This window comes from Streptomyces sp. NPDC001890 (assembly GCF_042891445.1).
Taxonomy (GTDB): domain Bacteria; phylum Actinomycetota; class Actinomycetes; order Streptomycetales; family Streptomycetaceae; genus Streptomyces.
In genome coordinates, this window is the sequence record NZ_JBIATE010000012.1 from 142,721 (window position 1) to 156,322 (window position 13,602).

Sequence of the window (13,602 nt, forward strand, 5' to 3'; positions counted from 1 at the left end):
ACCATAAAAATGGAGAAGCGATCGGAGAGACCCCCATGCGCATCGGACTCTTCGCCACCTGTCTGGGAGACACGCTCTTCCCCGAGGCGGTGAAATCGACCGCGGTCCTGCTCGCCCGCCTGGGCCACGACGTGGTGTTCCCGCCGGGGCAGACCTGCTGCGGTCAGATGCATGTGAACACCGGCTACCAGCGCGAACCCGTACCCCTGGTGCGGAACTTCGCCGACCAGTTCGGCGACGCCTCGATCGACGCCGTCGTCATGCCGTCCGGATCGTGCGCGGGCTCGGTCCGTCACCAGCACGAGATCGTCGCCGAACGGTACGGGGACGCCGCGCTGCGCGCGGGCGTCGCCACCGTCAAGGCCAAGACGTACGAGCTGTCGGAGTTCCTCGTGGACGTCCTGGAGGTGGACGACGTCGGCGCGTACTTCCCGCACCGGGTGACGTACCACCCCACCTGTCATTCCCTGCGCATGCTGCACGTCGGCGACAAGCCCCTGAAGCTGCTCCGGGCCGTCGATTCCATCGACCTCGTCGAGCTCCCCGAAGCCGACTCCTGCTGCGGGTTCGGCGGCACCTTCGCCGTCAAGAACGCCGACACGTCGACCGCGATGCTCCAGGACAAGATGCGCAACATCGCCACCACCGGGGCCGACGTCTGCACCGCGGGCGACTCGTCCTGCCTGATGCACATCGGCGGCGGGCTCTCCCGCATCAGGTCGGGCACCCGCACCCTGCACCTCGCGCAGATCCTCTCCGCCACCCGCACCTCGCCGTACGTCCCCACGGAGGCCGTCCGATGAGCAGCACCTTCCTCGGCATGCCCGCGACCCCGCCCCGCTCCCCGTACGGGACGGGCAATCTGCGCGGCGACCGGAAGTTCCCCGAGGCCGCCCACGACGAGCTGCGCAACGAACAACTGCGCCGCAACCTCGGCCGGGCCACCCGCACCATCCGCGCCAAACGCCTGAACGTCACCGGTGAACTGCCCGACTGGGAAGCCCTGCGCGAGGCGGGCTCGGCCATCAAGACCGACACCATGAACCGGCTCCCCGAACTCCTGGAGGAGCTGGAGCGCAAGGTCACCGAGCGCGGCGGCACCGTCCACTGGGCGCGCGACGGCGTCGAGGCCAACGAGATCGTCACCCGGCTGGTCAGGGCGACGGGCAGCAGCGACGTCATCAAGGTCAAGTCGATGGCCACCCAGGAGATCGGCCTCAACGAACACCTCGAATCGTCCGGCATCACCCCGTACGAGACGGACCTCGCCGAACTGATCGTCCAGCTCGCGCACGACAAGCCGTCGCACATCCTGGTCCCCGCGATCCACCGCAACCGCGACGAGATCCGGCAGATCTTCCTCAAGGAGATCCCGGGCGTCGACCCGCGCCTGGACAACGTGCCCGCGCACCTGGCCGCCGCCGCCCGCGCCTATCTGCGCGAGAAGTTCATGACGACCAAGGTGGCGGTCTCCGGCGCCAACTTCGGGATCGCCGAGACCGGAACGCTCGCGGTCGTGGAGTCCGAGGGCAACGGCCGCATGTGCCTGACGATGCCCGACACCCTGATCACCGTCATGGGCATCGAGAAGGTGCTGCCGCGCTACCAGGACCTCGAAGTGTTCCTGCAGTTGCTGCCGCGCTCCTCCACGGGCGAGCGGATGAACCCGTACACCTCGATGTGGACCGGAGTGACGCCGGGCGACGGGCCGCAGGACTTCCATCTGGTCCTGCTCGACAACGGCCGCACCGCGGCGCTCGCCGACCGGATCGGGCGCGAGGCCCTCAACTGCATCCGCTGCTCGGCCTGTCTCAACGTCTGTCCGGTGTACGAACGGGCCGGCGGCCACGCGTACGGATCGACGTACCCCGGACCGATCGGTGCGGTCCTCACCCCGCAGCTCGCCGGGATGCACGCGGCCAAGGACGATCCCAACAGCTCGCTGCCGTACGCCTCCAGTCTCTGCGGTGCCTGCTTCGACGCCTGCCCGGTCAAGATCGACATTCCGTCGCTCCTGGTCGAACTGCGCCACCAGCACACCGAGCAGTCCGGCACGACGGCGGAGAAGCTGGCCATGAAGGCCGCGGCCACCGTCATGAAGCATCCGAAGCTCTTCACGGCCGCGCAGAAGGGCGCGGGGATCGGCCGGGTCATCGGCGGGCGGGACGGCAAGATCTCGCACCTGCCCCCGCCGTTCAACGGCTGGAGCGAGAGCCGGGACACCCAGGTGCCGCCGAAGCAGACCTTCCGCTCCTGGCTGGCATCGGCCGAGGGCGCCGCGACGATGCGGGCCGCCGCGGACGAGCACGAACAGAACCGGAAGAAGGACGAACAGAACCGGAAGAAGGCGGAGAAATCGGAGAAGGCGGAGAAGACGGAGGAAGAGAAGTGACGAACGCTCGCGAAGCGGTACTGGGCCGGATCAAGGACGCCCTCTCCCTCGCCCCCGCCCCCGACATCGCCGTCCCGCGTGCCTACCGCACCGGACGCACCCTCCCCCACGACCAGCGCCTGGCCCTCTTCACCGACCGGCTCGTCGACTACAAGGCCACCGTGCACACCTGCACCGCCGAACGCACCGCGGAGGTCGTCGCCGAGGTGCTGCGGGAGCGCGGGGCGCGGCGGATCGGTGTGCCGGCCGGGCTCGACGCACGCTGGCTCGACGCGTACGACGGCGAGGTCCAGCAGGACTCCGCCGACATCCCGGCGCCCCGGCTCGACGCACTGGACGGGGTCGTCACCGCCTCGGCCGTCAGCTGCGCCGAGACCGGCACCATCTTCCTGGACGGTTCGCCCGACCAGGGGCGGCGGGCACTGTCCCTCGTTCCCGATCTCCACGTCTGCGTCGTCGACCTGTCGACGGTCGAGACCGGTGTGCCGGAAGCGGTGGCGCGGCTGGTGCCGCAGCGCCCGACGACGCTGATCAGCGGCCCCTCGGCCACCTCCGACATCGAGCTGGAACGGGTGGAGGGCGTGCACGGTCCGCGCACCCTGGCCGTGGTGATCCGGACGGACATGTGACCCGCGGAGCCTGCCCGGCGGGCGGGGTGCGCGGCGGCTGCGGAAGGCTCCGCGCCGCGCACCCCGGCGCTCAGCCGTGCGTGACCGTCACCGGCTCGAAGCCGATACGTGTCGTCGTCCCGTCCTGCGCCCAGCGGACCTCCACCGTGTCCCCGTCCACCGTCACCGCGTCGACCACCGTGTCGAGCGGCGCCGCGTCGGGCTCCGCGGTCAGCGAGGCCAGCGCGACCAGGACCGCCGAGCCGGACACGGAGGCGGACAGCCGGGGCACCAGGGCCCAGGGCGTGTACGCGGTGCCCTGCGGAGCCCGCACCTCGTCCCGGGACTCCCAGCCGTGCAGACCGTGCAGCGCGGAGGTCAGGGTGTCGTCGCGGCCGGTCGCCCAGCCCGTCTGCTCCACCCGGGCCCCGTCCGGCGCGCCGAGCACCCGGTGCGCCCGCAGTTCGTAGCGGCCGCGCACCACCGTGACGCTCTCCACGCGCAGCCCCGGCACCATCGGCGAGCCCGACGTGAACACCGGGCGGTGCCAGGAGGCGGCCCAGCCCCAGCCGTCGCCCCCGCCCGCGCCCAGCGCACGGATGACCCGGCGACCGCTGCGGGCCCCGGCGACGACCACGGCCAGGTGGTTGTCCGCCGCGTTCGCCCTCGACGTGGGACCGGTCACCGTGGAGTAGGACTGGCGGCTGTACAGCGGGTCGTCCTGCACACCCGACTCGCCCTCGTGCGGGCGCACATGGTCGCTGCCGTGGTTGTGCAGCCGTACGATCCCGTCCGCGCGGGTGGTCTGCACGAGCAGTCCGGGCGCGGGCAGTGCGAGAACCCGGTCGGGGCCCTCGCTGGGCGCGGGTTCCTCGGTCGCGGTCCACAGCGGATGGCCGTCCGGGGCGAGCAGCGACACGAAGGCCTTGGACGCCCAGTACGGCGAGGCGGGCGCCGAGTAGTTCTGCAGCGACGCCTCGTGCGGGCCGTGCCAGCCCAGGTTCAGCAGCCCGTCCGTACCGGTCGCGCCCCGGTCCAGGAAGTAGCGCAGCGATCCGTTGATCACCCGCCGGGAGGCGCCGGGCGTGAGCGGGGTGTGCCCGCTGACGGCTCCGAGCGCCACCGAGGAGGCCGCCGCGAAGCGGTAGGTCAGCGAGCGGCCGAAGTGGATCGGCGCCCCGTCGCCCCCGAACAGCAGCGAGTAGCCCTCCAGGTGCTCGCGCAGCCGGGCGCCGTAGTGCGCGGACAGTCCGGCGTCGCCCGACAGATGCGCGTCCAGCACGGGGTAGAGGTGCAGCGCCCAGCCGTTGTAGTGGTCGAAGGCCCGGCCGTCGCCGTCCGCGTACCAGCCGTCGCCCCGGTACCAGCCCTCCAGCAGTTCGAGGGCCCGCTCCTTGGCCCGTGCGGTCTGCGCGTCGCCACGGCCCACGGACTCCAGGAACCCGGCCACGGAGTAGGGGAAGAGGTACCAGTTGTTGGGGGCGGGGGTGTGCCGCAGCGCGTCGCGCAGCCACTGTTCGGTCCGGTCCTGGACCCCGGCGTCCAGCCGGTCCCAGAGCCACGGCCGGGTCAGCCGCAGACCTATGGCCACCGAGGCGGACTCGACCATGGGCTGGCCGAACACGGTGTGGTCGCGGATCAGCGGCCAGGACTCGGCGTCCTCGCGGCCCGGGGTACGGGTACCGGCCGCGAGCCCGTCCGCGTACCGGTCGAGCCAGCCGTGCGGGTCCTCGCCCTGAGCGCCCGCGACCCGGAAGGCGGCGGCGAGGAAGGTGCGCGCGTAACCCTCCAGACCGTCGGAGCGCACTCCGGACGCGGACGGCCGGCCCGGCAGGTCCAACAGGGCGCCGCCCGGCGTCGCCCACTGCCAGGCGGCCCGGAGCAGCCCGTCGGCGGCGGCCTCCCAGTGCGCGCGGGTGTAGCCGGTGTACGGGCTCGACACCCGGTCGTCCGCCGGGAGTTCGAGGGGTGAGATCGGATGCGGAGCGGTCATGCGAGGAACGCCAGCCTTTCGCGTCGTACGGGATGGGCGAAACCGTCGCCCGCGGCCCAGCGGCCGGCCTCGCCCGCCGCCAGATCGACCAGTCGCCGCAGCTCGTTGCCCTGCGAGCCTGCGAGATGCGGGGTGATCAGGGCGTTGTCGCAGTCCCAGAGGGGGTGTGCGGCGGGCAGTGTGTCCGGGTCGGTGACGTCGAGGATCGCCCGGATCCGGTCCTGCCGGAGTACGTCGACGAGCGCGTCCTGGTCGACGACGGCGCCCCGCGCGGTGTTGATCAGCACGGCGTCCGGGCGCATCGAGGTGAGCAGTTCGCGGCTGACCAGCCCGTGGGTGGCCGGCAGCAGCGGGGTGTGGACGCTGACCACGTCGCTCTGCGCGAAGAGTTCCGCGAGGCCGACGGGCCGGACGCCGAGGTCGGCGGCCTCCGTGTCGGAGACGTATGGATCGTGCAGCAGGACGGGCAGGTCGTAGGGGCGCAGCAGTTCGATGACGCGCCGGCCGATCATGGAGGCGGACAGGATGCCCACGGTGCGGCCATAGTTCCCGACCCGGTCGGGGGTGGCGAGCCAGTTGTCGCGGCGGCGTCGTGACCGGTAGTCGTGGGCGCGCTCCAGGGCCCGTTTGCCGGAGAGCAGGATCATCGCGACGGTGTACTCGGCCACCGGCAGCGCGTTGGCGGCCGCCGCCGAGGACACCTCGATGCCGCGCTCCCAGCAGGCCTCGGTGATGTGTCCGCGCACACTGCCCGCGGTGTGGACGACCGCGCGCAGCCGCGGCGCCGCGTCCAGGGCGGCCGCGTCGAGCGGCGGGCAGCCCCAACCGGTGACCAGCAGTTCGGTGTCGGCCAGCACGGTGCGGGCCCGGTCGGTGGAGAAGTCGTCGAGGGCGGGCAGGGCGGCGAGATCGCACACCTCGTCGAGCGCGGCCAGGGACCGGGCGTCGAGGAGCGCGTCCGCGGCGGCCGGTTTCATGGCGACGGCGGTGCGCGGCCGGTTCCGGGCGGCGGGGACGGAGGGGGCGGTGGCGGAGGGGTCTGTGCTGGGCATCTCTCTCCTGGTGGGGAACGGGGGCGGTGGCCCGGTCACTTCACGGCGCCTGCGGTGAGCCCCGACTTCCAGAAACGCTGGAGCAGGGCGAAGGCGAGAATCAACGGCAGGACCGCTAGCAGCGAACCCATGATCACTACGGGGTAGTACTCGGGTGAGACGTTGGCGGCGCTGTTCCATGTGTAGAGGCCGAGGCTGACCGGATAGAGATGCTGGTCGGAGAGCATCACCATCGGCAGGAAGAAGTTGTTCCAGATCGCCGTGAGCTGGAAGAGGAAGACGGTGACCAGACCCGGCCCCAGCATCCGCAGGGCGACCCGGAAGTAGGCCGCCAGCTCGCCGGCGCCGTCCATCCGCGCAGCCTCCAGCACCTCGTCCGGCACGTACCCGCGGCTGAAGATCCGGCCGAGGTAGACCCCGAACGGGTTGAAGAGCACCGGGATGAAGACCGACCAGAAGGTGTTGACCAGTCCGGTGCCGGAAGCCATCAGGTAGAGCGGCAGCGCGAGCACGGTCTGCGGCACCATCACCGCCGCCAGCACCAGGGCGAACAGCTTCTCCTTGTGCGCGAAGCGGTACTTGTCGAAGGCGTACCCGCAGGCGATGCTCACCATCGTGCCGAGCGCGGCTCCCAGGACCGCGTACAGCAGGCTGTTGCCGTACCAGCGCCCGTACAGTCCGCCGTCCATCGCGAACAGGTCCTTGAGGTTCTGTCCGAAGGAGAAGTGGTTCAGCGAGAGCACCTCGCTGCCGAACAGCGCGTCGCGGTCCTTCGAGGCGGCGAGCACCAGCCACAGCACGGGCAGCAGTGTGTACAGCACCGAGATGCCGACGACGAGGTTGACGACGGCGCGGCCCAGGAGCCGGGGCCGCCGCGCGCCCCGGGCGATGGCCTGACTCGCGCTCATCGGGCGTCCTCCTCGGGGGTCCCCGCGCGGTTGGACCAGCGGGTGACGCCGTATGAGAGCGCGATCGTGCAGACGAGCAGGACGACCGAGGCGGCTGCGGCGAGGCCGTAGTTGTTACGGGTGAACGCCGCGTCGTAGATGTACATGCTGGGCGAGAAACGCGAGTTGATCACCGGTGTGGCCTGGCCGAGCAGCATCGGTTCGGTGAACAGCTGCAGGGCGAAGATCAGGGTGAACATCGCGACCATCACGATCGACGAACGCACCAGCGGGGCCTTGACCTGGAGCGCGGTACGGACCGGACCCGCGCCGTCGACCACCGACGCCTCGATCACCTCGCGGGGCACGGCCTGGAGGGCGGCGTGGAAGACGACCATGTTGTAGCCGAGATTGCTCCACAGGGCGATGTTCACGATCGACGGCACGACGGTGTGCACGCCGAGGAAGTCGACGGTGATGTCGGCCTTGCCCAGCAGTTCGATCACCGGGCTGAGTCCCGGGGTGTACAGGTACAGCCAGATGACGGCCGCGATGATGCCGGGCACCGCGTGCGGCAGGAACAGCCCGAGCCGGGCCCAGGACCGCAGCCGTACCGCCCCGGAGTCCAGCAGCAGGGCGAGCGCCAGGGAGCCGGTCACCATCAGCGGGATGTAGAGCAGGCAGTACAGGACGACGGTGCCCAGTCCGCCGATGAACGTCGGGTCGGTCAGCACGGCGGTGTAGGCGCGGAGCCCGACGAAGACCGTCCGCTCCGGTCCGAAGCCGAGGCCCGGCTGGTCGTCGGCGAAGAAGCTGAGCCACACGGCCGTCCCGACGGGTATCAGGAAGACCGTCACGAGAAGGATGAAGAAGGGGGTCATCAGCGCGCCGCACGCGCCGAGTTCACGGCGCCTGGCGGCCCTGCGGGCGCGGCGCGCCGGTCCGGCGGCAGGTGGTCGCTCCCCGGGGGTCCCCGAGGGGTGCGCCGGCGGACGCGTGGGGGCGGGAGCGGGGGTGGTGAGGTGGCTGGGCACGGTGTCACCTGCCTCTCTGCTGCTGGAAGGGCTGCTGCCGGTACGGGGTGCGGGGGAGGGGAACGGGGTTACGGGGGAGGAGACGGGGGCGCGGTCAGGTGCTGTGCTCGGTGGTGGCTAGTCCCAGGGCCCTGAGGTCCGGCATGGTGCCCCGCTGGGTCGCGCGCACGGCGTCGATCAGTGAGCCCCGGCCGCCGCCCACCCGGGCGAAGCCGTCCTGCATCACCTTCTGGGAGGCGGACATCCGTGGTCCCCATGTCCAGCCGTCCCTGATCTTGTGCGCCTCCTGCTCGAAGAGCGCGTAGATGTCCTGGCCGTCGTAGTAGCCGCGGTCGAAGGCCTTCCGGCCGACGGCGACGAGGCCGGGGGCGGCCGGGTACTGGCTGCTGGTGCCGCCGGCGAGCCGGGCGCGCAGCGCGTCGGGGTGCGACACCTGCCACTCGATGAACTCCATGGCGGCCTCCGGGTGGCTGCTGCCGGAGGTGACCGCGAAGGTGGACCCGCCGTGGGTGCCGAGCGCGGCGGCGGACGGGCTCCACTGGGGCAGCGGCGCGATGGCCCACCTGCCCTTCTGCGCGGGCCGTGCGTTCATCTGCGCCCCGGCGTCCCAGGCACCGCTGAGCCGGGTGAGCACCTGGCCGTCGGCGAGCTGCGCGTCGTACTGACGGCTGTCGACGGCGTTCACGACGACCAGGTCCTGGTCGATCAGCCGCTGCCAGTACGCGGCGACGCGGCGGGTCGGCGCGTCCGCGAACGACACGTTCCAGGCACCCGCCCGGGTGTCGAACCACTGGGCACCGGCCTGCCAGGCGAACGAGGCGAACTGCGGGGCGCCGTCCGTGGCGAAGGCCGTCAGCCGGCGGCCGGGGGCCTTGCGGCGCACGGTCCGGGCCACGCCCTCGAACTCGGCCCAGGTGCGCGGGACCGGCAGGCCGTACTCGGCGAAGAGGTCGGTGCGGTAGTGCATCACCATCGGCTCGACGTCCAGCGGCACGCTGAAGACCCGCTGGTCGAAGGTGGTCAGGCCGAGCGCCTGCGGCAGCAGGGCGGTGCGCAGCCGGTCGCTCACGAGGCCGGTGATGTCCCGGGCGACCCCGTCGATGGCGAAGCCGGGGATCTGGGGGTACTCGATCGTCGCGACGTCCGGGGCGTTGCCCGCCCTGGCGGCGTTGCTGAGCTTGGCGTACCCGCCCATCGAGCCCGCGGGGACCTGCTGGAAGTCGACCTGGACGGTGTCGTGGGTGCGGTTGAACGCGTCCACGACCTCCTGGCTGCCGCGCAGGGCGGACCAGAAGGTGATGCGGGTGGCGCGTCTCCTGCCCCTGTCGCCCGGCCCGGACGGTCCGGGCGGGCCGTCGCCGTCGCTGCCGCCGCAGGCACCGAGCGCACCCGTCAGCGGCAGGGCGGCGATCGCGGCAAGCACGGACCGACGGCTCTGTCGTCCGGGCATGTGTGCCTCCCGCGGCTGCTGAATCGGCTCACGGGGAATCCTGATCGGCTGATCGGTACTGGTCAAGTGATCGCTCAGAAGAAAATTAAAACGGTCAAACGATCACTCGGTGGAGCGGTGCGGCTCCTGGGCCGACCCACGCACCTTCAGCGTGGGCAGCAGCTCCGTGCGGCGCACCGGTCCGGTCGCCCCCGCCGCACCGGACAGCCGGTGGAGCAGCAGTTCGGCGGCGGCCCGCCCGATCTCCGCCTTCGGCGGCGCCACCGCCGTCAGCGGTGTGCTGCCGAGGGCCGCGACCCCATCGTCGTACGCCACCACCGAGCAGTCCCGGGGCACCTCGACACCGCTCTCCGCCAGCCGCTGCACCAGCATCAGCGCGTCCACGTCGCCGTGCAGCACGGCCCCCGTGGCGCCCCGCTCCCGCAGCAGCGCGGCGAGGTCGAGAGCGGCCCGGCCGCCGGCCGCCGGACCGGCCCCGTGGGGCTCCGCCGCCGAGGGCGAGCTCAGCACCACCGACCAGTCCGCCACCTCCGGACGGGCCGCCGCGATCTCGGCGAACGCGGCCCGGATGCTGCGCGCCGTCGGACTGTCGTCACGGGCGGCCAGCACGATTCGGCGATGCCCCAGCGACACCAGATGGTCCACGGCGAGATGGATCCCGTACCAGTGATCGGAACAGACGGAGTCCAGGGCGTGCAGCGCGCTGCCCGGCCGGGGCCGCCGCTCCATCAGCACGGTCGGCACCCCCACGTCCGCGAGCCAGCCGTGGTCCAGCTCCTCCGAGCGGGTACTGGGCCAGCGCGGCGCGATCAGCAGCCCGCGCGCCCCGTCCGCCAGCGCCCGCTCGACCAGCGGACGTTCGGCACCGGCCGACGGGGGCGCGATGTGCAGGGCGATCCGGATCCCGTGCTCCTCCAGCACGGAGCGGGCACCGTGCAGGGTCTCGTACAGGTACGTGTGCCGCTCCGGGACGACCAGGGCGACCGCCCCGGCCTCCCCGGCCGGCTCCTCGCCCCGGGCCGCCGGGACCGCGCCGGTCGGGACCGGCTCCCGCACCGGGCGGGCCACTCCGTGCCCGCGCCGCAGCCGCCCGTCCCGGGCCAGCTCCTCGACGTCCCGCCGGACCGTGACCACCGAGACGTCGAGCTCGGCCGCGAGCGCGCTGACCTTCACGGCGCCGCGCGACTCCACCACCGACAGGATTCGCTGACGCCTGAGTTCAACCGGCTCCCGCATGCTGCTGGCCCCCTCGCCCTACCGCCGCGCACTGTTCGTTTGAGCGCTTCCGGTGAGCGCTTCGGCACGCAGCATAGCGATCGGCCTCCGGTCCGCCATGGGTACGGAACACCCCGTCCGCCCCGCCGGCCCCAGCAGGCACTCTTGCGACTGCGTCACAACGCGACCTAACGTCAACGGACTTGAGACCGGAGGCCGAGGGGAGGGGCACATGGAGATCAAGAAGGTAGTGGTTCGCGAGGAAGAGGCGAAGAACCGCGAACGGCAGACGATCGAGAAGCGTCCGACGCGCTGAACCGGTGCGTTCCGGTTCAGCCGGCACCTGACGCGATCGCCCTTCCGGGGCCGGTGCGCCACGGCCGGACAGTGACGAAAAGGGGCGGACGCCGGACGCGATCCGGCGTCCGCCCCCCGTGCCGTGGGAGGCGCAGTGCGAATACATCTGGTCACCATGCCGTGGCAGCCGATCGAACTCCCCTCGCTCCAGGTGGGGCTGTTGCACGCGCTGCTGGACCGGACCCGGCCGGACGACGAGGTGCGCGAGTTCCACGGCTCCCTGCGCTGGGCGGAATTCCTGCTGGAACGCTCGCAGGGGGCGATCCGGCCCGGCGACCATGTCGCGGTCGGCAGTGAATCGATCTTCGACGGCCTCGGGGACTGGGTGTTCTCCGGCGTCCTGTACAACGATCCCGAATGGGGCGTGGCGCAGCTCAAGGAGTACGCCACGCGGCGCGGGACCGACATATCCACCGCGACCGCGATGAGGGTCCACGCCGCGGAGTTCATCGACGACAGCGCCGGCGCGATACTCGACGACGCGCCCGACGTCGTCGGTTTCACCTCCACGTTCATGCAGAATGTCTCCTCGCTGGCGCTCGCGGCCGAACTCAAACGACGCCGCCCCGGACTGACCGTGGTGTTCGGCGGCAGCAACTGCGACGGCCCGATGGGCCACGCCCTGCACCGCAACCATCGCTTCGTCGACCATGTGGTGCGCGGCGAGGGGGAGTACGCCCTGCCCGCCCTGCTCGCCCACATCGACGCGGGCACCGCACCGGCCGACGTCCCCGGGCTCTGCTGGTGGGACGGGCCGCAGTCGCGCGCCAACGCGGAGTCCCGGCGCACCGTCGCACCCGTCGACATCCCCTCGCCCGACTACGACCTCTGGCAGCAGTCCATCGACACCTCCCCGCTCGCGGAGTACGTCCATCCGAAACTCGTGGTGGAGGGGGCCCGGGGCTGCTGGTGGGGCGAGAAGCACCACTGCACCTTCTGCGGACTCAACGGCTCGGCGATGGCCTTCCGCGCCAAGCCCGGAAACCGGCTCTGGGACGAGGTCGACCGCCTGGTCCGGCGCCACCGCATCCTGGACGTCGTCACCGTCGACAACATCATCGACATGGCGTACTTCAAGGACTTCCTCCCGCTCGCCGCCGACAGCGGCTGGGACCTGCGCATGCACTACGAGGTGAAGTCCAACCTCACCGCCGAGCAACTGGAGACGCTCGCCCGAGCCGGATCGGTCCACATCCAGCCCGGCATCGAGAGCCTCAGCAACAGGGCCCTGGAGCTCATGGACAAGGGCGTGAGCGGGGCCCGCAACATCCGTACGCTCCGCGAATGCGAGAACCACTCGCTCACCTGCTCCTGGAACTACCTCTACGGCTTCCCGGGAGAGACCGCCGAGGACTACGCCCGTGTCATCGACCAGATGCCCGCGCTCGTCCACCTCCAGCCGCCCGGCGGCGCCCACCGCATCCAGCTGGAGCGGTTCAGCCCCAACTTCGCCAACCCCGCGCTGGGCTTCCCCGAGCGGCGACCCGCCGAGATGTACCGCCACGTCTACGACCTGCCCGAGGAACAACTGGCCGATCTGGTCTACCTCTTCGACACCCCGCCCGCCGGGATCGGCGGCGGGACCGAAGCGCGGCTGAAGGCCGCGGCCCGCGACTGGTACACCGGCCACCCCGCCTCGACCCTGGTCCTGGAACAGCCCGACGGCGAGGAGGTGCTGCTCGTCCACGACCGACGCCACGGCTGGCCGCGCCGCACCCACCGGCTGACCGGCTGGCGCGCCGCCGCCCTGCGCCACCTGGAGGCGGGCCGCACCCGGACGGCACTGCACCGGCTGCTCACGGCCGACACGAACCCGCCGACCGCCGGGGAACTGGACACATGGCTCCGCGAAGCGGTCGCGCTGGGGCTCCTCTTCGACGACGGGCGGTCGTACGTGTCACTGCCCACCTGGCACGTGCCGGTCCGGTCGGTCGAGCGCGCCCAGGCGCCGGACGGGACGGGCGGCGGATCACCGGTCGCCCCGGACAACGGAGAGAAGGCCGCCGGATGAGCCCGCTGCCCGCACCCCCGACCCGCACCGCCCCCGCCCTGCCGGCCGGGCAGGTGCCGCACCGGATCCGAGGACGGCTGGTGACGGTCGACGAACCCCTGCGGATCGGCGCGGCCGGACGGCCGGCCGCGGAAGCGGTCCGGTTCCTGCGCGAGTGCCAGAGCCACGATCTCGTCGTGCGCTGGCTTCCGGCGACCGACGACCCGCTGTTCACCGGGCCCGCGCACGAGGTGGCCGACACGGCGCGTCTGCTGCGCCACCTGCCGGCCCCCGGCCCGCTGCCCGGCGAACCTCCGGAGCTCACCACCTGGCGGGACCGCCACGCCTACGGACAGCTCTACCACCGGCGCGGACCGGACTTCGTCACCGTCATGGACCGCAGGGAGCCATCGGCCGCCGCCCGCTTCACGATCGAGGACCCCGATCTGCTCGCCACGTTCCGCACCGTCCAGGACCCCACTGCCATGGCCGCACTGACCGCAGTCGGCCGGGAAGCGGTGGAGCTGCTGGCGGCGGAACGCCTCGCCCGGGTGACCGACGGCTGGGTGGTGGCCCTGCCGCCCCGCCTCCGCCGGTGGCCCGTCCCCTGCACCGACATCTGAA

The 13,602-nt window shown here is 71.9% G+C and carries 11 protein-coding genes; 5 read left to right on the forward strand and 6 right to left on the reverse strand.

The genetic code is table 11. The features are described 5' to 3' along the window. The first annotated feature begins 35 nt into the window (after positions 1-35). The 3 genes from ACFYY1_RS26280 to ACFYY1_RS26290 are packed head-to-tail and all read left to right on the forward strand — an operon-like array spanning position 36 to position 3,021. Positions 36-803 (forward strand): (Fe-S)-binding protein, encoded by a 768-nt coding sequence (locus ACFYY1_RS26280; protein WP_388589913.1) that lies wholly within the window; start codon positions 36-38, stop codon positions 801-803. Further along, positions 800-2,392 (forward strand): lactate utilization protein B, encoded by a 1,593-nt coding sequence (locus ACFYY1_RS26285; protein ID WP_388589915.1) that lies wholly within the window; start codon positions 800-802, stop codon positions 2,390-2,392. The genes ACFYY1_RS26280 and ACFYY1_RS26285 overlap by 4 nt, the downstream gene beginning before the upstream one ends. Next, a complete protein-coding gene (locus ACFYY1_RS26290; RefSeq protein WP_388589918.1) occupies positions 2,389-3,021 on the forward strand; it encodes a lactate utilization protein C in 633 nt (210 codons plus the stop codon). The genes ACFYY1_RS26285 and ACFYY1_RS26290 overlap by 4 nt, the downstream gene beginning before the upstream one ends. Before the next feature lie 70 nt (positions 3,022-3,091). Here ACFYY1_RS26290 and ACFYY1_RS26295 read toward each other — a convergent pair whose 3' ends face one another. The 6 genes from ACFYY1_RS26295 to ACFYY1_RS26320 all read right to left on the reverse strand — a co-directional run bounded on the left by ACFYY1_RS26295 (position 3,092) and on the right by ACFYY1_RS26320 (position 10,652). Then, positions 3,092-4,993 carry a DUF2264 domain-containing protein gene (locus ACFYY1_RS26295; RefSeq protein WP_388589921.1) on the reverse strand — a complete coding sequence of 634 codons (1,902 nt, stop codon included), beginning with the start codon at positions 4,991-4,993 and terminating at the stop codon, positions 3,092-3,094. Beyond that, positions 4,990-6,045, reverse strand: coding sequence for a hydroxyacid dehydrogenase (locus ACFYY1_RS26300; RefSeq protein WP_388589924.1), 1,056 nt, complete (start codon positions 6,043-6,045; stop codon positions 4,990-4,992). Before ACFYY1_RS26300 ends, ACFYY1_RS26295 begins: the two co-directional genes overlap by 4 nt. A gap of 35 nt (positions 6,046-6,080) precedes the next feature. Beyond that, entirely contained in the window at positions 6,081-6,953 is an 873-nt protein-coding gene (locus tag ACFYY1_RS26305; protein WP_388589927.1) for a carbohydrate ABC transporter permease, read from the reverse strand. Beyond that, complete coding sequence (locus ACFYY1_RS26310; protein WP_388589930.1) at positions 6,950-7,966, reverse strand: carbohydrate ABC transporter permease; 1,017 nt, start codon at positions 7,964-7,966, stop codon at positions 6,950-6,952. Before ACFYY1_RS26310 ends, ACFYY1_RS26305 begins: the two co-directional genes overlap by 4 nt. Before the next feature lie 94 nt (positions 7,967-8,060). Continuing rightward, positions 8,061-9,416 (reverse strand): ABC transporter substrate-binding protein, encoded by a 1,356-nt coding sequence (locus ACFYY1_RS26315; RefSeq protein ID WP_388589933.1) that lies wholly within the window; start codon positions 9,414-9,416, stop codon positions 8,061-8,063. 102 nt (positions 9,417-9,518) lie between these two features. Further along, positions 9,519-10,652 carry a substrate-binding domain-containing protein gene (locus ACFYY1_RS26320; protein WP_388589936.1) on the reverse strand — a complete coding sequence of 378 codons (1,134 nt, stop codon included), beginning with the start codon at positions 10,650-10,652 and terminating at the stop codon, positions 9,519-9,521. Between the two features lie 430 nt (positions 10,653-11,082). On the opposite strand from ACFYY1_RS26320, the gene ACFYY1_RS26325 reads away from it, so the two are divergent. Together ACFYY1_RS26325 and ACFYY1_RS26330 are read left to right on the forward strand one after the other, a co-directional pair. Continuing rightward, positions 11,083-12,999 (forward strand): RiPP maturation radical SAM C-methyltransferase, encoded by a 1,917-nt coding sequence (locus tag ACFYY1_RS26325; RefSeq protein WP_388589939.1) that lies wholly within the window; start codon positions 11,083-11,085, stop codon positions 12,997-12,999. Beyond that, complete coding sequence (locus ACFYY1_RS26330) at positions 12,996-13,601, forward strand: DUF5825 family protein (RefSeq protein WP_388589941.1); 606 nt, start codon at positions 12,996-12,998, stop codon at positions 13,599-13,601. Before ACFYY1_RS26325 ends, ACFYY1_RS26330 begins: the two co-directional genes overlap by 4 nt. Position 13,602 lies beyond the last annotated feature (1 nt).

What these genes read in the sequence shown, in the direction of transcription:
- ACFYY1_RS26305 (WP_388589927.1), bottom strand. Translation starts at nt 6,953, where the DNA reads ATGAGCGCGAGTCAGGCCATCGCCCGGGGCGCGCGGCGGCCCCGGCTC.
- ACFYY1_RS26330 (WP_388589941.1), top strand. Translation starts at nt 12,996, where the DNA reads ATGAGCCCGCTGCCCGCACCCCCGACCCGCACCGCCCCCGCCCTGCCG.
- ACFYY1_RS26280 (WP_388589913.1), top strand. Translation starts at nt 36, where the DNA reads ATGCGCATCGGACTCTTCGCCACCTGTCTGGGAGACACGCTCTTCCCC.
- ACFYY1_RS26300 (WP_388589924.1), bottom strand. Translation starts at nt 6,045, where the DNA reads ATGCCCAGCACAGACCCCTCCGCCACCGCCCCCTCCGTCCCCGCCGCC.
- ACFYY1_RS26285 (WP_388589915.1), top strand. Translation starts at nt 800, where the DNA reads ATGAGCAGCACCTTCCTCGGCATGCCCGCGACCCCGCCCCGCTCCCCG.
- ACFYY1_RS26315 (WP_388589933.1), bottom strand. Translation starts at nt 9,416, where the DNA reads ATGCCCGGACGACAGAGCCGTCGGTCCGTGCTTGCCGCGATCGCCGCC.
- ACFYY1_RS26295 (WP_388589921.1), bottom strand. Translation starts at nt 4,993, where the DNA reads ATGACCGCTCCGCATCCGATCTCACCCCTCGAACTCCCGGCGGACGAC.
- ACFYY1_RS26320 (WP_388589936.1), bottom strand. Translation starts at nt 10,652, where the DNA reads ATGCGGGAGCCGGTTGAACTCAGGCGTCAGCGAATCCTGTCGGTGGTG.